The organism is Coprobacter secundus subsp. similis, from assembly GCF_015097275.1.
Classification (GTDB): Bacteria; Bacteroidota; Bacteroidia; order Bacteroidales; family Coprobacteraceae; genus Coprobacter; species Coprobacter secundus.
The window spans coordinates 1,300,113-1,319,106 of sequence record NZ_AP023322.1 but is presented as its reverse complement, the minus strand read 5'-3'; the positions used below and the strand labels follow the sequence as shown (position 1 = coordinate 1,319,106).

Here is an 18,994-nt window from a genome sequence, read left to right as displayed (position 1 = left end):
TTAATACCATTTTGTAGCGTCATGAGTGATATTATACAGTTATTACCCGACTCAGTAGCGAATCAGATAGCAGCAGGAGAAGTAATACAGCGACCGGCTTCAGTCATAAAAGAATTGGTGGAAAATGCTGTTGATGCAAAAGCTAGTTTGATTCAGGTTATTTTGAAAGATGCAGGACGTACTTTGATACAAGTGATAGATAATGGAAAAGGGATGTCCGCTACAGATGCCCGGCTTGCTTTTGAAAGACATGCAACGTCAAAAATTAGAGTGGCCGATGATTTGTTTTCGTTGCATACTATGGGATTTAGAGGTGAGGCTCTTGCATCTATTGCCGCTATAGCTCAGGTAGAGTTGCGAACGAAACGGAAAGAAGATGAGATGGGGACTTTGATTACGTTGGCTGCCTCCACGGTAGAATCACAGGAGTGTGTGTCGTGTCCTACGGGTTCAAATTTTTGTGTTAAAAATATTTTTTATAATGTTCCTGCTCGACGTAAGTTTTTAAAGTCCAATCAAGTTGAGTTAAGTAATATTATTAATGAATTTGAACGTATTGCTTTGATAAATCCAGAAGTATCATTTATTCTGAAACATAATGATAATGAATTATTCAATCTTCAGCCGGGTAATTTCAGGCAACGTATTGTTTCCATTTATGGAAAAGGCATGAATCAACAGTTATTGCCTTTGGAAATAGAAACTTCATTGATAAAGATATCTGGTTATATTGGTAAGCCGGAAGCTGCTCGTAAGCGTAATGCTTTGCAATATTTTTTTGTAAATGGGAGATATATGAGACATCCTTATTTCCATAAGGCTGTGATGCAGAGCTATGAACAGCTGATTCCTGTAGGTGAGATGCCGAATTATTTTATTAATTTTACAGTAGAACCTTCACAAATAGACGTTAACATACATCCAACGAAAACCGAAATAAAATTTGAGAATGAACAGGCCATATGGCAGATTATTTCAGCGACAGTAAAAGAAGCATTAGGAAAATTCAGTGCCGTGCCTTCTATAGACTTTGATATGGCCGATGCTCCTGAAATTCCAATCTTTCAAAAAAATAATCCAGTTGCACCTCCTAAGTCTAACTTTAATCCTTCGTATAATCCTTTTAAGATGTCTACAGGAGAAAACAGTCGTCGTCCCGATTTTGATTGGAATAAATTATACGCAGGATTTACGTCAGGAGAAGTTCCTGTAGTAGGTAAAGAGGAAGAATCTGAAATATTTACTTCGGCAATTGATAAGGAAGATGATGAGCTCCCAGAAGAGAATTTGATAGTACAATCGGTAATATCTACGGATAATATGGGAGATACAGGTGGAAGTTTTATGCAAATAAGAGGTCGATATATATTGACAAATGTAAAATCGGGTTTGATGATAGTAGACCAATACAGGGCTCATGTCCGTATTTTATTTGACCGTTATATGTCATGTATTCAGGCAAAACAAGGTGTTTCTCAACGAACACTATTTCCTGAAATTATACAATTGACAACAGCACAAGTGGCTATACTACAAAATATAATGGCTGATTTACAGTTTTTAGGTTTTGATTTGTCTGACATGGGGAATAATGTTTATTCTGTAAATGGTATTCCTTCAGGTATAGAGGGAGTGAATATTGAGACTTTAATCTGGAATATGCTGGAAACTGCGACAGAAAAGGGGCGAGATGTAAAAACTGATGTTCATGAGCGATTAGCTTTATCATTAGCTGAAGCAGCAGCTATTCCTTATGGACAAGTTCTTTCGAGTCTTGAAATGGAACAATTAGTTAGTGATTTGCTGGCTTCGGTTATGCCCAATTATACTCCGGATGGTAAAACTGTCATATCTATTCTTTCAAATGATGAAATTACAAAACGCTTTAAGTAAGTAATATGCAAAGAGCAATAGTAAAATATCCGGTCATTCCGATGAGAAAAGAGAGGTCCGAAACCAGTGAAATGGTTAATCAACTCATATATGGGGAAGCTTTTACAGTTCTTCAGGATGAAGGTCGCTGGTATTATATAGAATCTTCAATTGATGGATACAAAGGCTGGGTAGATTGGAAAATGGCCAGTCTTGTTGATGAAAAGATATGGCAGTCTATACAGGAGTCATATTTTATTGTAAGCTCCCCTTTTGCTGAAATATATGATAATATTACGAACTCCACAGTAATTCTTTCTTCAGGAAGTCGTTTACCTTTTTATGATGATACATTGCAAACTTTCTCATTAGGACCACTTTCCGGACGTCTGATAAGTGGATCAGTGATTGACCCACAATGGAGAGGAGCTGGAGCTTTGATAAATGACGCTCGTAAATGGTTGAATGCTCCTTATCTATGGGGTGGTAGGCATATATTAGGAACAGACTGTTCCGGATTTATACAGACGGTATTTGCTATTCAAGGAATTCGGTTGCCTCGTGATGCTCGGGAGCAAGCGTTATGTGGCCGTCGCTTAGGACAACATGAAATATCAGCTCCTGGAGATTTAGCATTTTTTTCTAATTCTGAAGGAAAAGTAATACATGTAGGAATTATTCTGACACCAAATACAATAATACATGCATCGGGTAGTGTGCGGATAGATACTATTGATAACCAAGGTATTTTTAGGAAAGATATGAATAGGTATACGCATATGCTACATTCTCGTTGCCGTTTGATAGAATGAAATATATTTTTCATTTTTCTGTATACGTTTTGTCATTTTATCGTAATAAGTACATGTTTTATTTGCACTAGATAAATAATAAAAAAATAGATAAAATGAAAAAGGTATTTTGGATAATGATGATGGTATGTATAGCATTGAGTAGTTATGCATCTGATAAGAATACAAATGAAAATGTTACAGCGCCATCTGGAAAAGTAGTTGAAGCATATACGGTAAAAGGAATGGTGACTGATGAGGTAGGAGAGTCTTTACCGGGAGTAACAGTAATGGTAAATGGGAAAAAAGTCTTTACTGATTTAGATGGTCAGTTTAAAGTATCAGGAGTGTGTAAAGATTGTAATATCCAGATAAGCATGATATCTTATCAACCTCAAACTATTTCTTTTGATGCTACAAGCCAGAAAGAATTGAAAATCTTGTTGAAACAATAGAGATAAAATTATATTCCTTTTTATAAAAAAAACAGACTTCATATCGGTCTGTTTTTTTATGTCTTGTCGAATTTTAAGAAATAATTTAGGCCTTACATTATGTATCGAGTCATATGTTTATTATTATAAATAAAGATTTTTTTGTATATATTTTTTAATACTCTACATACTTTATACTATTTTTGTTCCCATTCATAAAGATTTCATCCAAATAAGAATATAGAATAATACGTAAATTTGATATCATGGAGTTGGATATGGCTAAGCCAAATGCCAGAGTTGATGTGGCAGACGTACTTAGAGGGTTGGCGGTAATGGGTATCATTATCTTGCACAGTATAGAACATTTTAATTTTTATCAGTTTCCGGATAGCTCTCCGTTTAAATGGATGCAATTTACCGATAAGGCGATATGGAACGGATTGTTTTTTACTTTTAGTGGCAAAGCTTATGCAGTTTTTGCATTATTGTTTGGATTTAGCTTTTATATTCAGGATGATAATCAAAGACGTCGTGGAGAGGATTTTCGTTTACGTTTTTTATGGAGGTTATTTATACTTTTTGTAATTGGGCAATTCAATGCGATGTTCTTTACAGGTGAGATATTGACAATGTACGCTATTATAGGCATAGTTCTGGTATTGTTTTGCAGAGTAAGTAATAAGATGCTTCTTGTATTGTCAACGATATTGTTGTTACAGCCTTTAGATTGGGGTAGAATAATATATGCATTATGTAATACAGATTACGAAATAGGGGAGAGCTTGGCGCGTTATTATTTTGGTGTAGCGTATGAAGTACAATCCAATGGCTCTTTGGGGGATACAATAAAAATGAATTTGTGGGAAGGACAATTGGCAAATATGACATGGGCTCTTGAACATGGTCGTATTCTACAAACTGCCGGGCTATTTTTGTTGGGGTTATTAGTTGGTCGGAAAAAACTTTTTATACACACACCGGAGAACGAGTGGTTCTGGATAAAGGCTTTAATTTTGGGCCTTATTTGTTTTTTCCCTCTATACGGTATTAATAATATGTTGCCAGATTATATTTCTCGTGGGGCTATTCTTGTTCCATTGCAATTAATTATTAGTTCACTGGCAAATCTGAGTTTTATGGTGATATTGGTAACGGGATTATTATTAGTATTTTACCATGTAAAAGATAAGTCATTTTTTATGCGTTTTGCTCCCTATGGAAAAATGAGTATGACAAATTATATAGGACAATCGATAATAGGTTCGTTATTTTTTTATCATTGGGGATTTTATTTGGGACAATATATGGGGATAACATATAGTTTTTTGTTTGGTATAGCATTATTCCTTTCTCAGTGGATATTTTGTATTTGGTGGATGAAAAATCATAAACATGGAATTTTTGAAGGTATTTGGAAAAGACTTACGTGGATTGGTTCATCTCGTGTACCTGAAAGTATTTGGAAGTAGTTTTTTTAGGATATACATATATCTTTAAATAATTTATTTATAGCGAATGCGCATATAGCTTTTATGTTTTTATGTCAAAATTTTTAATATATAATTTATTATTTAAGTTATTTATTGGTAGAATAAGATAATCCTTTTGAATCTCGAATATATAAATTGTTCTCTTTATTGTACCTTTGTTCCAAATTTATAATGATAGATAATGTATAAGCTGATTGTTTTAGATTTGGACGGAACACTAACAAATGCAAAAAAAGAAATTACCTTACGTACAAAACAAGTTTTACTCAGGATACAACAAAAAGGAATGAAGATTGTGTTGGCTTCGGGCAGGCCGACATATGGTATCATACCTTTGGCAGAAGAGTTGGAACTATCAAAATACGGAGGATTTATTTTATCTTACAATGGAGGGAAAATTGTTGATTATAAGACAAAAAAAGTTTTGTTTGAGATGATATTACCCTCAGATGTGATACCACATCTTTATCGAGCGTCAAAAGAATATGGCACTGCGATATTATCGTATAAAGATAAATCAATTCTTACTGAACATCCAGAGGATAAATATGTTTTGATAGAAGCTAATCTGAATAAGATGAATATTGAGAGAGTCGATTCCTTTACTCATGCTTTAAATTTTCCTGTAACAAAATGTTTAATGGTTGGAGAAAGTGGAAAGATAGCTAAGGCTGAAAAGCAATTACAGGAAAAATTAGGAAATATAATGAGTGTTTATCGCTCGGAACCATTCTTTTTAGAGCTGGTTCCTCAAAGTATTGATAAGGCTAAGTCTTTGGAATATCTTCTTAATTATCTAAAAATCTCACGGGACGAAATAATAGCTTGTGGTGATGGATACAATGATGTATCAATGATTCGTTTTGCAGGTTTAGGAGTCGCGATGGCTAATGCTTGTGATGATGTAAAAGCTTGTGCTGATTATGTAACATGTTCTAATGAAGAAGATGGTGTGGCACATGTTGTTGAAAAATTTGTTTTAAAGGAAATTGTAGCTTAGTATTTAAATAAAATTGAAGTCCTATGAAAAAAGTAATTTCAACATCAAATGCTCCGGCAGCTATCGGTCCGTATAGTCAGGCTATAGAAGCTGGAAATTTAGTTTTTCTTTCAGGAGTGTTGCCAATAGATCCTTTCACGGGTAATATGGTGACAGGTAATATTGCTATACAAACAGAGCAAATTTTTAAAAATATAGAAGCGCTTCTTAAACAAGCAGGATGTTCTATGAAACAGGTTGTTAAGACTACTGTTTTTTTAACAGATATGACCCTGTTTTCAGAAATGAATGAGGTATATGCTCAATATTTTGCAAATGACTATCCTGCTCGTTCAGCAGTGGCAGTAAAAGAATTACCCAAAAATAGTCAGATTGAAATAGAAGTAATAGCAATGAAATAGTTGCAAAGTTTATATTCAAGGTATTTTCTACTTTCTTTTTTAAAGAGAAAGTAGAAAAATTTATGTATATGTTGTTTTTTAACTGTTTCTGTTCAAGTATTTTAATAAATCAGCTACAATAAAAGTACTGCCTCCTATAAATATAAAATCATTCGGTCGACTTTCTTCCAAAGCATGTATATAAGCTTCTTCGACGGTATTGTAAGTTTTTCCAGATAGGCCGAAATGTAGAGCAGCTGTTTTCATTTCATGAGCGGGTAGAGCTCTAGGAATAGAGGCTTGAGTGAAATAGTAAGTTGCATTTTGAGGTAATAAGGCAAGAACACCGTTGATGTCTTTATCATTTACCATACCGATAACGATTCTTAATGTATCATAAGTTTGTGATGATATTTGTCGAGCAATATATTGCATTCCTCCTGTATTATGGCCTGTATCGCAGATAACTGTAGGATTATCTTGTATTTTTTGCCATCGGCCTTGTAATCCGGTAAGGGTAGTGACATGAGCAAATCCCTCATATATGGCACTTTGGGGTAAAGTATAACCTATTTTAGAAAGAACTTTTATGGCAGTTAATACAGTTGCTGCATTTTTTTCTTGACAAAAGCCTCCTAATTCTCCTATAAGATGAGGATATAATTTTGATTCGAATACCCATTTACCTTCAGGAGTAAAGTGCGCATCCTGTATCGGGTGTTCTTCTTCGGCAAATAAAATGGGTGCACCGATTTCTTTTGCTTTATCTATAAATACTTTTCTCACCTCTCCATCAGCCTCCCCAATAATAACGGGAATGCCTTCTTTTATAATACCGGCTTTTTCTCGAGCAATTTCTGGTAATGTGTGTCCTAAAAATTGCATATGGTCATAACTGATATTTGTGATAATAGCCAAGTCTGGAGAAATGATATTTGTGCTATCCAATCGACCTCCTAATCCCGTTTCGATAATTGCAACATCAACTTGGCAATAAGCAAAATAGTCGAAAGCCATCATCATGGTAAGTTCGAAAAACGAAGGATGGATATTTTTAGTTTTCGGTATGTGTTTTTCTGTGAAATTGATGATATATGATTGGGAGATCATTTCTCCATTTACTCGGATTCTTTCTCTGAAATCTATCAAATGAGGTGAAGTATACAGTCCTGTTTTATATCCACTTTTTTGGAGAATCGCAGCCAATAGATGTGATGTAGAACCTTTTCCGTTAGTTCCGGCTATGTGAATAGTTTTGAACTTTCGGTGTGGATATCCGAAATATCTGTCTAAAGCTTCGCTGTTTTGTAATCCTGGCTTATAAGCTTTTGCACCGATTTGCTGGAATACAGGTAGTTGGTTATATAGATAATCTAAAGTTTGTTCGTATGTCATATATTTTATGCATTTTAATAGATAAAAAATCCAGCAGTACCGGCAAGTACAATTATCCAAATCGGATGGATTTTAGTGTATCGTACGAGGATAAAGGCTCCGATAGCGATTAATATGCTGAAAGTATAATCTGGAAAATTTTCCTTGTTCATCAATATAAGAGCAGCCGATGCAATCAAACCTACTACAACAGGGCGTAATCCGGAAAAGACACTCTTTATATATGTGTTGTCTTTGTGTCGTAAAAGGATGTGACTAATAAGTAACACTAAAATAAAAGATGGTAAACATACGGCTGTAGTTGCTAATACTGACCCCAAAATATTTCCATTTGTGGCCACATATCCGATGTATGTAGCACTATTAATACCTATAGGGCCGGGTGTCATTTGCGAGATGGCTACAATATCGGTAAATTCTTTGGACGTAAGCCAGGGAGAAGACTCTCCCATATGAATTACTTCGACAGCTTCGTGTTGTATTAAAGACAACATTGCATATCCGCCACCGAAGCCGAATAACCCTATTTTTAGATAGGCTATTAACAAATTAAGATAAACCATTATTATTCCCCTCTTTTCTTTATATTGCCTTTTCGTTTTCTATCGATATATTTATAATATACTATTCCTCCAAATCCACCAGCCAGTACAAAATATATAGGGGAGATACCAGCTAACCAAATGAGTAAAGCTACAGTTATTGGTATCCATATATTCTTTATATTTATTTTTGCTGATTTGGCAGTAGTAAGTACTGGTGCGATTATCAAAGCAACAACTGCAGGACGAATCCCTTTGAAAATACGTTCTACTATTGGATTATCATATGATTTAGAGAAAAATATAGCAATAAGTAGTATAAGGATAAAAGATGGAAGGACTGTCCCTAAAGTAGAAATAATACAGCCTTTGAGCCCTCTAACTTTATTCCCTACCATGATTGAAATATTAACAGCTAAAATACCAGGTAAAGATTGGGAAATAGCGAGTGCATCAAGAAATTCATCTTTATCAAGCCATTTATGATTATCGACCACCTCACGTTCGATAATTGAAATCATGGCCCAACCGCCACCGAAAGTAAAAGCTCCAATTTTGAAAAAGGTAAAGAACAATTTTAAATATAAGTTCATAATAAAAAATACTTTTTCAACCAGCACAAAGGTAGATAAAAGCAATACGAACACCAAGATATTTGTTATATTCTCTTGATGTTCGTGATGTTTGTTTACACAATTTTAATTTTAAAAGGATTTATTTGTGTTCTAACGGATTACTATTTTTTAGTATTAAACAGTACGGAATTTATGATTTTTTCGATTTGATCTTTAGGACGTAATCCTTTTACCAAAGTAGGTTTTTCGTCTTTGGGTATGAATACCATTAGAGGGATGCTACTGGCATTGAATAGTTGAGCAAGCTCAGGTTCATTATCTACATTAATTTTGAAAACATCTATTTTTCCTGCATATTCTTGTGCAATTTCAGCCAGAATGGGTGCTAATTTACGACAAGGTGGACACCAATCTGCATATAAATCTATAATAGCGGGTTTGTTTCCTAAGTATTTCCACTCTTTATCAGAACTATAATTCCATATTTGGGCTTTAAATTGATTTGTTGTCATTTGTTTTACAAGACTATTTTTTCCTTTTTGGGCTATTGCCGGCATACACATACATACTATGAGTATGAGAACAAATACAAATTTGCTTTTTTTCATTTGTTGATTTGTTAATGGGTTGATGTAATTATTTGTAGTTTTTAAGTAAGTCTTTTAGAATTGGGGCTTGCATGACACCTGATTGGCGCCAGACTATTTCTCCTTTTTTGAAAATTATAAGAGTAGGAACTGATTGAATTCCATATTTTGAAGCAATAGCCTGATTTTTGTCAACATCAATTTTTAGAATAGTTGCAGAGTCACCAATCATATTTTTTAGTTCTTCCAATATGGGTTTCATCATTTTGCAAGGGCCGCACCATTCGGCAAAGAAGTCTACTAACACTGGTTTATCTCCAGATATAATTTCGTTGAAATTGTTCATAATGTAGTTCTGAATAAAATTGAATAAGGGACTATTCCCATTTTTTACAAATATAACAAGAAGACGGGTAATTATGTTGTAATTGTGGGAAATAAAATGAAAAGTTAAAGAATGATTTTGTATTAGGTCTGGAAGGAAGATAAGTTTGGAAAAATAAATATTTTAACTAAAGTCTTAAAAATGAGAATGTACAATAGATAATCAAAATTTTTATCAAAAAAATAATCTTATAAAATTTGGAGGACAAAAAAAACTTACTACCTTTGCATCGCTTTCGGAAAGGAAAGTTCGTTCTTTAGGAGAGGTGGCAGAGTGGTCGATTGCGGCGGTCTTGAAAACCGTTGTACTGCAAGGTACCGGGGGTTCGAATCCCTCCCTCTCCGCAATAAACGCAGAAAATCAGCGAAATGCAAAATAAGCACCCAGTTTTACATTTAATAATGTGAAGCTGGGTGTTTTATTTAGGGTCGTGTTCATCTTTGTTTTATTAGATTTTTTTAGCAATTGAAAAGCCCTACTATTCATCCATAGTAAGGCTTTCTTTATACATAAGTAAGGATTAATATCCCGGATTTTGTGTCATTTGGGAATTTCTATCTAACTCGCTACTAGGTATTGGCCATAGAAGTTGGTATAAGTTGCCTTGGCTTAGCCCCATGAAAGATTCACCCAATCCGTTTCTTCTGATGAAATTCATGTAGCTGGGTGAGTTTATTTGATAATGAAGTGAAGCTATAGCTTTCAAAATGTCCGATTGGCCAACTGTAAGTTTCTTATGTTCGCATATTTGATTAATGTATTTTTTTGCTTTCGGGGTATTTCCAGTATGGTACAGACATTCAGCGGCAGTTAGCATCACATCTTTGTAGTCAAGGCATGGATGACATTGCTCTCCGTTTCTTGTCTGTATATAATACCCTAAAATGCATTCTGCATTATTTTTGTATTCGGTAGCTTGGGAATATTCCAAGTGGTAATCTCCTTTCCTTATGACTTCCTCTAATAATGGCAATGCTTTGTCAAATTTCTTTTGGTTGCAATAGACATAAGCTAACAATATTCTTGCCACATTCTTAGATACAAAAAGCATACTATTGGCATCTTGGAAAGCATCATAATGGTGTTCATCCAAGCCATTCATGGCATCAATCAGCATATTTTCCAGTCTTGATAAGATTTCAGCTTCATCTGTTCGTGGTATGGAAATGAAAGGGTCGGTTGGATGTCCCATTATAAAAGGGACACCACTCCAGCGAGAAGATAGCTGGTAGTATGCTAAGGCAAGATGTGTATTGATAAACGACTGGTAACAATTTAACATACTTGCATCAACATCCTTTAGCGTTAACCATCGATTGATTGCATTATAATAATAATCCCAAGTTTTTCCGATTCTGTCATCATAGGGGTAGTAAGGGACAGGATTTTTGAAGTTTTCTTGGTGTATATAGCTTGATTGCAAATGGAGTTGGCCGGACACAGCGTTACGCATGGTTTCCTGAATGCCTAATACGAAAGAAATTCCATTTTTCCCGAGTCTTACCGGGTCGTGTTTGCCCCAATAGTTTTTGTCACCTTCTTGCTTGACTGCGATTACAGCAGCTACTTTACCTCTTGCATTATAAACAGTGATGGTAGTGGATAAATCTTCTTTGAAATGTGCAGGTGTTACTTTTATTGTAATGATGTTATTGTTGATGGTTTTGTCAAGTTCTATTTTAGGTGATGGAATGTTCGTATTCTCTTCATACAAACTTGAAAAAAAGTGCTCTTCTGTTATATTATTTTGAGGTAATTCTTCTAAATCCGTATCTGAATCAAAAGAAGGTGGGTTCAAATAATAGGGTTTATCAGATTTGACGATAATGGTATATTCGCCTCCCTTTGCCGGGACATTTAGCTCTTTTGAACTAAGGATGACGGATTCGGATTCATCCAGTTCATTTCCTGCTATACCGTCATTGTCCCAATCAAAATAATAAGCTAAATCTTTGACTTTTACTTCTAATCCCAACTCTTGATAGCGGTTTTTGATGTTTTCCGAAATTATATCCAGCCTTTGATTTAGGTAATTCTTACCTGACTGGATTTTTTTCTTTGTTTCTTGACTGAAAGCACCTTCTGTGCCGAACTCATTGTTTAGGATGGACAGAAATTCAACGATTTCGGCATCTGATTTGTCGGTTAATACCAAAGAGGATATGGCAATCAATGCTCCGGAAGCATCATCACCGGATGTAATTGAGAATTGGCTTGCATCTTTGGATGCGTATTTCTGCAGTCCGAATTGGGTGAGTAATTCTTTTTGGGCTTGTGCATTAGCTTCCTTGAATACCATACCTTCAGTGGTTACCAGATGATGGATACGCTTGCTTTTTAAGTGGGTTAGCACATTGACATTGATAGAGCTGTTGTCTTTCAAGTCCACAATGGCATCCAGTTTGATGGTACCTTCTGAGAGTTCACCACCCACTTCATTAAAGAAGTAACCGTCTGCTGTTAATTTGGCATACGGACTGTCTATTTTGAGTGCCCCATAATTAAAGTCACCCAAATTATTGTCAATAGTGGCGGTGTAAGAGTTTCCAGTAGGAACCATGTACTCGTCCAAAGTCCGCATTTCTACATGAGAGCCTCGAATCATTGGTCCTTTTTCGACTTTACCCATTACGTGGAAGACTTTAGGGGTAAAGCCTTTGCCTGCTTCTTCGTCATCACTGCAGGAGTATAATGCAAAGATTAGTGCAGTGGACAAATAAAAGTATTTTTTTAATTTCATTGAAATATGCTTTTTGACTGATGATTATTGATTTATATTGCACTCACTACTGCAAGTAATTTCTATATACTCCGGAGTGTCAGAAAAAAGATTGAGCCAGTTTGTTCCTGAAGTGTAGCGTTGGAAATACTATTCGTTGGATGTAGCTATGTACAACTGTCATTTCATATTGTCAAATAACTATATGTTTTTTCTGTTAGTTCTACAAAGATAGCGTTTTTCTCTGAAAAGGGCTACCACAAAACTCTATTTTGAAGTGCACTTCATTTTGAGACAGTTTTTTATATCTTACTAACGTGAAAGTGTTCAATTTTAATTGATATTTGTTTGATGAAAAAATGTGAAATATATTTGAGTAAATGGATTTTTCTTTGATAGATTAAATGCTTTTCAGAAGTCAAATTTGCCGGTTTATTTCGTTTCTGAATTTTATTGGATTAGCAACAAATCTGAAAGTATTGGTTACGCCGCCTGTGGTGACGAGAATTGATCCGAATCCAAAGATACGTCCAATGATACTTTGATTTATTCGTAAACCTTCACATTTGCTCACCATGAGTTCAAGAGCGTCCCTGCTTAATATTCCCGACTTTAATATAACTCTTTTGTTTGTGATGACATATTCTGTACTTATTTTGAAGAGTAGCCGTTTTAGCAATTGGAAACTACTTAAGATTAGTATTATTAGTCCTGTATAATGTGTAAGACTGGTTTTTGTTGAATAAAATATGTATCCAAATGCCAACCCTATAATCGGCATAACAAAGATGAACCAATGTATATTTGCTTTGTATTCTATGGTTTCATTTGTTTGTAAATTCTTATTTATGTAACTCATCTTATAATTTTGTGTACAATATTTTATGAGAGTTTTTCAACTGTAATTATTTCATAATTTGTTGAATAAATTTAATTTTTAGTTTTCAAATTTAATGATAAAAAAGGGTCTGACAAATATCTGAAAGAGTGTTTTTTAACATGTTTTGTCAGGTTTTTTATGTTTTCTAACGTTTGATATTATCATGTCCGGTATAACAAGGTGAGATTGTGGGTATTGCAAGACTTATAATTTATCATTACTTTTAAAGCGGAAAAATAAATAATACAATGAAAAACCATTTTTTATATGTTGCTCTGTGGTTGATAGGGACGTGTATTCAAGCCCGTCAAAGTGATGTATGTATACCGGTAGATTTGACTTGTGAATATTTGGTTAATCCAATAGGTCTTGATGTATCTAATCCTCGTTTAGCATGGAAACTACAAGATTTTCGTTCAGGAGCTTTACAAACAGCATGTCGTATTTGGGTAGATACGGATTCGTTGAATGTAGTGAAAGAAAGAGCTACTGTATGGGATACGGGAAAAAGAGAATCGGATAGAATTTTGTGGACTTATGCAGGTTCAGCACTTCAACCGTTTACGAAATATTATTGGAAAGTTTCTGTTTGGGATAAAGATGGTAAAAGTACGTCGTCTTTTGTACAAAGTTTTGAAACTGGAATGATGGATATTTCTCAGTGGCAGGGTACTTGGATCAGTGATAATCATGATATTTATTATAAACCTGCACCATATTTTAGGAGAGTGTTCGAAATAGAAAAATCGGTCAAATCGGCTAGAGCGTATATTACTGTAGCCGGTTTATATGAGCTTTATATTAATGGGTGCCGTGTGGGCAATCATATTCTTGACCCTATGTATACTCGTTATGACCGACGCAATCTATATGTTACATATGATGTAACTTCCCAATTACAGAGAGGAAAGAATGTAATGGGGGTGTTATTGGGAAATGGTTGGTACAATCATCAATCATTGGCAGTGTGGAATTTCCATAATGCTCCTTGGCGTAATCGTCCTGCGTTTTGTTTAGATTTGAAGATAGTATATGAAGATGGGAGTATAGAGGTTGTGTCTTCTGATAAAGATTGGAAGACTTCTACAGGGTCGTTGATATCCAATAGTATTTATACGGGAGTACATTATGATGCTCGTCAGGAGCAAAAAGGGTGGAGTACAATAGAGTTTAATGATTCTGAGTGGGAGGATGTTATTTATCGATCAGTGCCTTCTCAGAAAATTGTTGCACAACAGATGCATCCTATTCGGGTAGTTGATACTGTCAATACTGCAAAATTGAACAGGATAAATGATACGACTTATGTTTTTGATTTTGGCAGAAATATGGCTGGAATTACCTTATTGAAGGTTAGAGGAGAATCGGGAACGATTATCCGTTTGAAACATGGAGAACGTATTTATCCAAATGGCCTTGTCGATGTATCGAATATTGATGTTTATTGTCAACCAGTAGTTCTTTCAGATCCTTTTCAGACAGATATTATGATATTAAGAGGTGGAGAAGAAGAAAAATTTCTAACTAAGTTCAATTATAAGGGTTTCAGATATGTAGAAGTAACGTCGAATAATCCGATTGAGTTAGTGAACGAAAGTCTGACGGCTTATTTTATACATAGTGATGTGCCACAGGTGGGATTTATTCACACTTCAGATTCTTTGATTAATCGTTTGTGGAGGGCGACTAATAATTCGTATCTCTCTAATTTTGTAGGGTATCCTACTGATTGTCCGCAGAGAGAAAAAAATGGATGGACGGGTGATGCCCATTTGGCGATTGAGTCTGCATTATACAATTTTGACGGTATTACGGTGTATGAGAAATGGTTGGCTGACCATCGAGATGAACAACAGCCCAATGGAGTTTTGCCGGATATTATTCCGACAGGAGGATGGGGGTATGGTTCTGATAACGGTTTGGATTGGACTAGTACCATAGCGATTATTCCTTGGAATATTTATTTATTTTATGGAGACAGTAAGCTTTTGTCTGATTGTTATGAAAATATTAAACGTTATGTCGATTATGTTGACCGTAATAGCCCGGGAGGTTTGACTTCATGGGGTAGGGGAGATTGGGTCCCGGTAGAGTCCCATGCTTCAGTGGAACTTACTTCATCTGTATATTTTTATGTGGATGCTACAATTCTTGCTCGTGCTGCAAAACTTTTTGGCAAATGTGGAGATTATACTCGTTATTCTGCATTGGCAAAGAAAATAAAGGATGCTATCAACGAAAAATATCTAAATAAGAAAACGGGTATGTATGCAAGCGGTGTGCAGACGGAATTGGCAGTACCGTTGATGTGGGGGATTGTACCGGAGGATATGAAGGAGATGGTTGCATATAATTTAGCTCAGGAAGTGGTGAATAGAGGGTATCATCTTGATGTTGGGGTGTTGGGGGCGAAAGCTATATTGAATGCTCTAAGTGAGAATGGTCAGAGTGAAGTTGCTTATAAATTGGCATGTCAGGATACCTATCCTTCATGGGGACATTGGATTGTCAATGGAGCAACGACATTATTGGAGAACTGGGATTTGCAGGCTACTCGTGATATCTCGGACAATCATATGATGTTTGGCGAAATTGGAGGATGGTTTTTTAAAGGCTTGGGTGGCATTTACCCTGATTGGGAAAATCCGGGTTTTAAACATATTATTTTGCGCCCATATTTCCCTGAAGGTTTAAATAATTTTGAAGCCAGGCACAATTCTCCTTATGGCGAAATTTGTTCTAAATGGGAATTGAAACGTAACAAAATAATTTATACTGTAGTTGTTCCGGCTAATAGTTGTGCTACACTCTATCTTCCAGACAGAACCGGACAGAATACACCTGTAAAATTGACTGCAGGAGAGCATGTTTTTACTCTAAAAAGGTGAGCTTTTAAATATGGCAAATAGGCGAATTTATAGGGTTATAGTGTATAAGCGTCTTAATTGAATTGGATTTTATTACGGTGATTGGCAGCGAATCGGCAAAAATACGAAAGTCTGAGATTGAATATCAACTGGATGAAGATTTTCAGAGAAATACTCTTTTAGAAGTTTTTTTATTTGATTGAAAATGAACCGAATAAATGTGTTGATAACTTTAATGACTGAGAATGAAGTTATTAAGGTTGTATTTGTTGTAACAAGTGTCTGGAATAATGTTGTGCGTGATTATTTATCTGAAATATCGTAAAATGGATTTGAAGTTATAATTTATTTTATTTTGATTTAGATAAAATAAAAAGAGTACTATGTAATTATTGTTTATTGTTGACACAGAAAAGGAAATGGAGCATATCAACATTCCGGTAGTGTTTTACGAAAGATGCAATTTTATTCATACCGTTTCGTAGAGCTACTTTCTGAGATGCGATGTTGGTATCTCGGATAATGGAATATACTTTGTTGATTTTCAGATTATTGAAGGCATAATCACGACAAGCTGTCGCAGCTTCAGTTGCGTAACCCCGATGCCAAAATTCTTTTCTGAATAAATACCCTATTTCTGGTATTTTTTTGTCTTTATAATATTGGTAGGTGATACCACATTGTCCGATAAGTTCATTATTGCATTTTTCAATTACTCCCCATAATCCAACTCCTTCATTCTGGTATCTTTTAAATTGTTTGTCTAACCATTCTTGAACTTCTTTTTTGTTAAAGGGCCCTTCATAGGCATACATTACAATGGGGTCTTGCAGTAATTTGCATGTTTCGTTGAAATCACTCTGTTCTAATTCTCTTAAAATTAATCGTTTTGTTTCTAATATTATCATTTTATATCCTTTATTGCCTACAAAGTTAAATTAAAACTTGTGAAAATTTTCGATTTTTTTATCTTTGTGGAAACAAATAAGGATATTGTATGAAAAAGAAATTAGAAGTTGTGGTATTGATATCGATAATTATTGTGTCAGTATCATGTACATCAACGTCACAGAAGATAGATAATGACATGGAGATAACCCCTGCGATTGAGAATATATTTTCCCGCAAGAGTGTACGTAGTTATGAAGATAAAGATATAGAAAAAGAAAAGATAGCATTATTGTTGCAGGCTGCAATGGCAGCACCTTCAGGACGAGATTTACGTCCTTGGGAATTTATAGTCCTTAATGATCGTACGATACTCGATTCTTTGTCTGTGAAATTGCCTTATGCAAAGATGTTGAATCATGCTCGTTGTGCCATTGTCGTTTGTGGAGATTCTGTTCGTTCTTCTTATTGGTATCTCGATTGTTCTTTGGCAGCAGGCAATATTCTTTTGGCAGCAGAGTCATTGGGTTTAGGAGCGGTATGGACAGCAGCATATCCTTATCGTGACCGTATACAGTCTATCCGGACTTTTGTGTCCATGCCGGGAAGAGTGCTGCCACTTTGTATTATACCGGTAGGCTATCCTTCTACAGAAGTAAAGCCGAAACAAAAATTTGATGAAAAGAAAATACATTATAATGGTTGGTGAGTAAGTGATTTTGTATAAAACGATGCAATAAATATGTCTACATTTTTATTGCAGTTTTTACCTTGCTTTATTTCGGATGTTATATTAAAAAATTGAATATTTAAGTTAGTCAGATTTATGTCGAGTAAATGTTTATAATGTGAAGTTTGAGCCGAATATAGAAATTTAAGGTGTAAAACAATTCATTTTTGTTGTGACGAAGTTTATTTTGATTATCATAAGCAACATGAACAACCAAGAGGAAAGTTGCTTGAAAATAATTTTTCCAGATGAAATTTGACTTGATATTTTGGAAAATATAGTTTTTTGGAAGATTATATCGATAAACAAACAATTGGTTTATCTTTGTATTCTATATCTAATATCTAATGTGAGTGTAAAAAGAGAGATTCATGGCTGTACATATATTTGTTGTAGATGAGAGTAATTATGAAGTTTGTATTCGCCGAGGTTTAGCTGCAATTCCAGATAGTGATAACCCTAATACAATGGACGGTTTGATATCTCGGATGGCAATGGTCAGAAAAGGGGATTATGTACTATTCTATATAACTTTGAAAAAAGAATTAAGAGGTATTTTCAGAGTGCTTGATGGACCCTTTTATGATAAGGCAGAGGTTTGGCCAGTTGTAAATAATCAATATTATCCATTAAGAGTCAGAATAGAAAATTCACGATATGTTTTTCCCAACCCTATACGGTTGAGTGATATATATGATTTAAGAGATCGGGGAAAAGTCTGGACATTTGCATTAAAAAGACCAGGTTTTGGAAGTCGTAATGTAATGTTTTCGATCTCGAGTAATGAATTTGAAGAATTATTTAATCTTTATTTAAAATTGAATCCTATTTATGGTGAACCTCACCAAATTGAAGAGCCTTATCGATATTGTCCTCCCAATTTGTTGAATTATTTATCTATAGATAGATATACTTACATCCCGAAATATGAATATACATTAATGAGTCTTTTATCGGACGGGTTAGCTAAAGGAAGGTATAAGAACATATTTGGTGATTATAGTGACTATTTATGTTATGTACCTACCAGTTTTGATAAGGAAATTGATGTTTTATTAGCATTTGCACATCCTGAGAATTGTAAACAAATAATAGCGTATAACATAATAGAGCTCAAAAAGGACCGTTTTGATGAAATGGCTTTGGGACAGCTTTTGCAATATGAAGATTGGTTTTTGCGGAAAAAGGTAAATGGCGATTCTGGTACTTTACGCACAACGGCAATAGCTAAGAGATTTGATATAAAGGTCATAACTTATTTGCGAACAAGAAAATTATTGGAAAATAAGTATGTAACGTTGCTTGAATATAGGAATACTCAGGATGGTTTGGAATTTGAACCAATTGAATATTAGGAATTATTTTTAATGTAAAAGAATACGGTTCTTTTCTATCGTTTATAGTTGTTATTCATAGAAAGTTCGTTTTTGGGTTTAAAGGTGAATTTAGATTATAA

At 34.7% G+C, this 18,994-nt stretch carries 17 protein-coding genes and 1 tRNA gene; 10 read left to right on the top strand and 8 right to left on the bottom strand.

What is annotated here, in order from left to right; all coding sequences use genetic code 11:
- Positions 1–21: 21 nt before the first annotated feature.
- The 6 genes from mutL to Cop2CBH44_RS05150 all read left to right on the top strand — a co-directional run bounded on the left by mutL (position 22) and on the right by Cop2CBH44_RS05150 (position 5,991).
- On the top strand, positions 22–1,893 hold the full coding sequence (gene mutL, locus Cop2CBH44_RS05175) for a DNA mismatch repair endonuclease MutL (protein WP_200755675.1): 1,872 nt from the start codon (positions 22–24) through the stop codon (positions 1,891–1,893).
- A gap of 5 nt (positions 1,894–1,898) precedes the next feature.
- Positions 1,899–2,684 carry a C40 family peptidase gene (locus tag Cop2CBH44_RS05170; protein ID WP_021931337.1) on the top strand — a complete coding sequence of 262 codons (786 nt, stop codon included), beginning with the start codon at positions 1,899–1,901 and terminating at the stop codon, positions 2,682–2,684.
- A 95-nt stretch (positions 2,685–2,779) separates the two neighbouring features.
- Complete coding sequence (locus Cop2CBH44_RS05165; RefSeq protein WP_200755674.1) at positions 2,780–3,118, top strand: carboxypeptidase-like regulatory domain-containing protein; 339 nt, start codon at positions 2,780–2,782, stop codon at positions 3,116–3,118.
- A gap of 245 nt (positions 3,119–3,363) precedes the next feature.
- A complete protein-coding gene (locus Cop2CBH44_RS05160; RefSeq protein WP_200755673.1) occupies positions 3,364–4,569 on the top strand; it encodes a DUF418 domain-containing protein in 1,206 nt (401 codons plus the stop codon).
- Positions 4,570–4,768: 199 nt separating this feature from the next.
- A complete protein-coding gene (locus Cop2CBH44_RS05155; protein ID WP_200755926.1) occupies positions 4,769–5,590 on the top strand; it encodes a Cof-type HAD-IIB family hydrolase in 822 nt (273 codons plus the stop codon).
- A gap of 23 nt (positions 5,591–5,613) precedes the next feature.
- Positions 5,614–5,991 carry a RidA family protein gene (locus Cop2CBH44_RS05150; RefSeq protein ID WP_021931333.1) on the top strand — a complete coding sequence of 126 codons (378 nt, stop codon included), beginning with the start codon at positions 5,614–5,616 and terminating at the stop codon, positions 5,989–5,991.
- Positions 5,992–6,069: 78 nt separating this feature from the next.
- Here the strand turns inward: Cop2CBH44_RS05150 and Cop2CBH44_RS05145 are convergent, their stop codons facing one another.
- From Cop2CBH44_RS05145 to trxA, 5 genes are all read right to left on the bottom strand, one after another.
- Positions 6,070–7,365 carry a bifunctional folylpolyglutamate synthase/dihydrofolate synthase gene (locus Cop2CBH44_RS05145; RefSeq protein WP_200755672.1) on the bottom strand — a complete coding sequence of 432 codons (1,296 nt, stop codon included), beginning with the start codon at positions 7,363–7,365 and terminating at the stop codon, positions 6,070–6,072.
- Between the two features lie 14 nt (positions 7,366–7,379).
- Entirely contained in the window at positions 7,380–7,928 is a 549-nt protein-coding gene (locus Cop2CBH44_RS05140) for a chromate transporter (RefSeq protein WP_021931331.1), read from the bottom strand.
- Between the two features lie 2 nt (positions 7,929–7,930).
- Positions 7,931–8,500, bottom strand: a complete 570-nt coding sequence (locus tag Cop2CBH44_RS05135; protein WP_044230224.1) for a chromate transporter — start codon at positions 8,498–8,500, stop codon at positions 7,931–7,933.
- A gap of 143 nt (positions 8,501–8,643) precedes the next feature.
- Entirely contained in the window at positions 8,644–9,090 is a 447-nt protein-coding gene (locus Cop2CBH44_RS05130; RefSeq protein WP_200755671.1) for a thioredoxin family protein, read from the bottom strand.
- 28 nt (positions 9,091–9,118) lie between these two features.
- Positions 9,119–9,415: a thioredoxin gene (trxA, locus tag Cop2CBH44_RS05125; protein WP_021931328.1), complete on the bottom strand. Its 297-nt coding sequence runs from the start codon at positions 9,413–9,415 to the stop codon at positions 9,119–9,121.
- Between the two features lie 298 nt (positions 9,416–9,713).
- Here trxA and Cop2CBH44_RS05120 point away from each other — a divergent pair.
- Positions 9,714–9,798, top strand: a tRNA-Ser gene (locus Cop2CBH44_RS05120).
- A gap of 176 nt (positions 9,799–9,974) precedes the next feature.
- On the opposite strand, the gene Cop2CBH44_RS05115 is transcribed toward Cop2CBH44_RS05120, so the two are convergent.
- Entirely contained in the window at positions 9,975–12,194 is a 2,220-nt protein-coding gene (locus Cop2CBH44_RS05115; RefSeq protein WP_246469179.1) for a RagB/SusD family nutrient uptake outer membrane protein, read from the bottom strand.
- A gap of 397 nt (positions 12,195–12,591) precedes the next feature.
- Positions 12,592–13,032, bottom strand: coding sequence for a PH domain-containing protein (locus Cop2CBH44_RS05110; protein WP_021931326.1), 441 nt, complete (start codon positions 13,030–13,032; stop codon positions 12,592–12,594).
- A gap of 269 nt (positions 13,033–13,301) precedes the next feature.
- On the opposite strand from Cop2CBH44_RS05110, the gene Cop2CBH44_RS05105 reads away from it, so the two are divergent.
- Positions 13,302–15,941: an alpha-L-rhamnosidase gene (locus Cop2CBH44_RS05105; protein ID WP_021931325.1), complete on the top strand. Its 2,640-nt coding sequence runs from the start codon at positions 13,302–13,304 to the stop codon at positions 15,939–15,941.
- Positions 15,942–16,309: 368 nt separating this feature from the next.
- Here the strand turns inward: Cop2CBH44_RS05105 and Cop2CBH44_RS05100 are convergent, their stop codons facing one another.
- On the bottom strand, positions 16,310–16,828 hold the full coding sequence (locus Cop2CBH44_RS05100) for a GNAT family N-acetyltransferase (RefSeq protein WP_021931324.1): 519 nt from the start codon (positions 16,826–16,828) through the stop codon (positions 16,310–16,312).
- An 89-nt stretch (positions 16,829–16,917) separates the two neighbouring features.
- Here Cop2CBH44_RS05100 and Cop2CBH44_RS05095 point away from each other — a divergent pair, with 89 nt between their 5' ends.
- Together Cop2CBH44_RS05095 and Cop2CBH44_RS05090 are read left to right on the top strand one after the other, a co-directional pair.
- Positions 16,918–17,517, top strand: coding sequence for a nitroreductase family protein (locus tag Cop2CBH44_RS05095; protein WP_021931323.1), 600 nt, complete (start codon positions 16,918–16,920; stop codon positions 17,515–17,517).
- Between the two features lie 392 nt (positions 17,518–17,909).
- Positions 17,910–18,893 (top strand): EVE domain-containing protein, encoded by a 984-nt coding sequence (locus Cop2CBH44_RS05090; protein ID WP_021931322.1) that lies wholly within the window; start codon positions 17,910–17,912, stop codon positions 18,891–18,893.
- Positions 18,894–18,994 lie beyond the last annotated feature (101 nt).

What these genes read in the sequence shown, in the direction of transcription:
- mutL (WP_200755675.1), top strand. Translation starts at nt 22, where the DNA reads ATGAGTGATATTATACAGTTATTACCCGACTCAGTAGCGAATCAGATA.
- Cop2CBH44_RS05170 (WP_021931337.1), top strand. Translation starts at nt 1,899, where the DNA reads ATGCAAAGAGCAATAGTAAAATATCCGGTCATTCCGATGAGAAAAGAG.
- Cop2CBH44_RS05165 (WP_200755674.1), top strand. Translation starts at nt 2,780, where the DNA reads ATGAAAAAGGTATTTTGGATAATGATGATGGTATGTATAGCATTGAGT.
- Cop2CBH44_RS05160 (WP_200755673.1), top strand. Translation starts at nt 3,364, where the DNA reads ATGGAGTTGGATATGGCTAAGCCAAATGCCAGAGTTGATGTGGCAGAC.
- Cop2CBH44_RS05150 (WP_021931333.1), top strand. Translation starts at nt 5,614, where the DNA reads ATGAAAAAAGTAATTTCAACATCAAATGCTCCGGCAGCTATCGGTCCG.
- Cop2CBH44_RS05145 (WP_200755672.1), bottom strand. Translation starts at nt 7,365, where the DNA reads ATGACATACGAACAAACTTTAGATTATCTATATAACCAACTACCTGTA.
- Cop2CBH44_RS05140 (WP_021931331.1), bottom strand. Translation starts at nt 7,928, where the DNA reads ATGGTTTATCTTAATTTGTTAATAGCCTATCTAAAAATAGGGTTATTC.
- Cop2CBH44_RS05135 (WP_044230224.1), bottom strand. Translation starts at nt 8,500, where the DNA reads ATGAACTTATATTTAAAATTGTTCTTTACCTTTTTCAAAATTGGAGCT.
- Cop2CBH44_RS05130 (WP_200755671.1), bottom strand. Translation starts at nt 9,090, where the DNA reads ATGAAAAAAAGCAAATTTGTATTTGTTCTCATACTCATAGTATGTATG.
- trxA (WP_021931328.1), bottom strand. Translation starts at nt 9,415, where the DNA reads ATGAACAATTTCAACGAAATTATATCTGGAGATAAACCAGTGTTAGTA.
- Cop2CBH44_RS05115 (WP_246469179.1), bottom strand. Translation starts at nt 12,194, where the DNA reads ATGAAATTAAAAAAATACTTTTATTTGTCCACTGCACTAATCTTTGCA.
- Cop2CBH44_RS05110 (WP_021931326.1), bottom strand. Translation starts at nt 13,032, where the DNA reads ATGAGTTACATAAATAAGAATTTACAAACAAATGAAACCATAGAATAC.
- Cop2CBH44_RS05105 (WP_021931325.1), top strand. Translation starts at nt 13,302, where the DNA reads ATGAAAAACCATTTTTTATATGTTGCTCTGTGGTTGATAGGGACGTGT.
- Cop2CBH44_RS05100 (WP_021931324.1), bottom strand. Translation starts at nt 16,828, where the DNA reads ATGATAATATTAGAAACAAAACGATTAATTTTAAGAGAATTAGAACAG.
- Cop2CBH44_RS05095 (WP_021931323.1), top strand. Translation starts at nt 16,918, where the DNA reads ATGAAAAAGAAATTAGAAGTTGTGGTATTGATATCGATAATTATTGTG.
- Cop2CBH44_RS05090 (WP_021931322.1), top strand. Translation starts at nt 17,910, where the DNA reads ATGGCTGTACATATATTTGTTGTAGATGAGAGTAATTATGAAGTTTGT.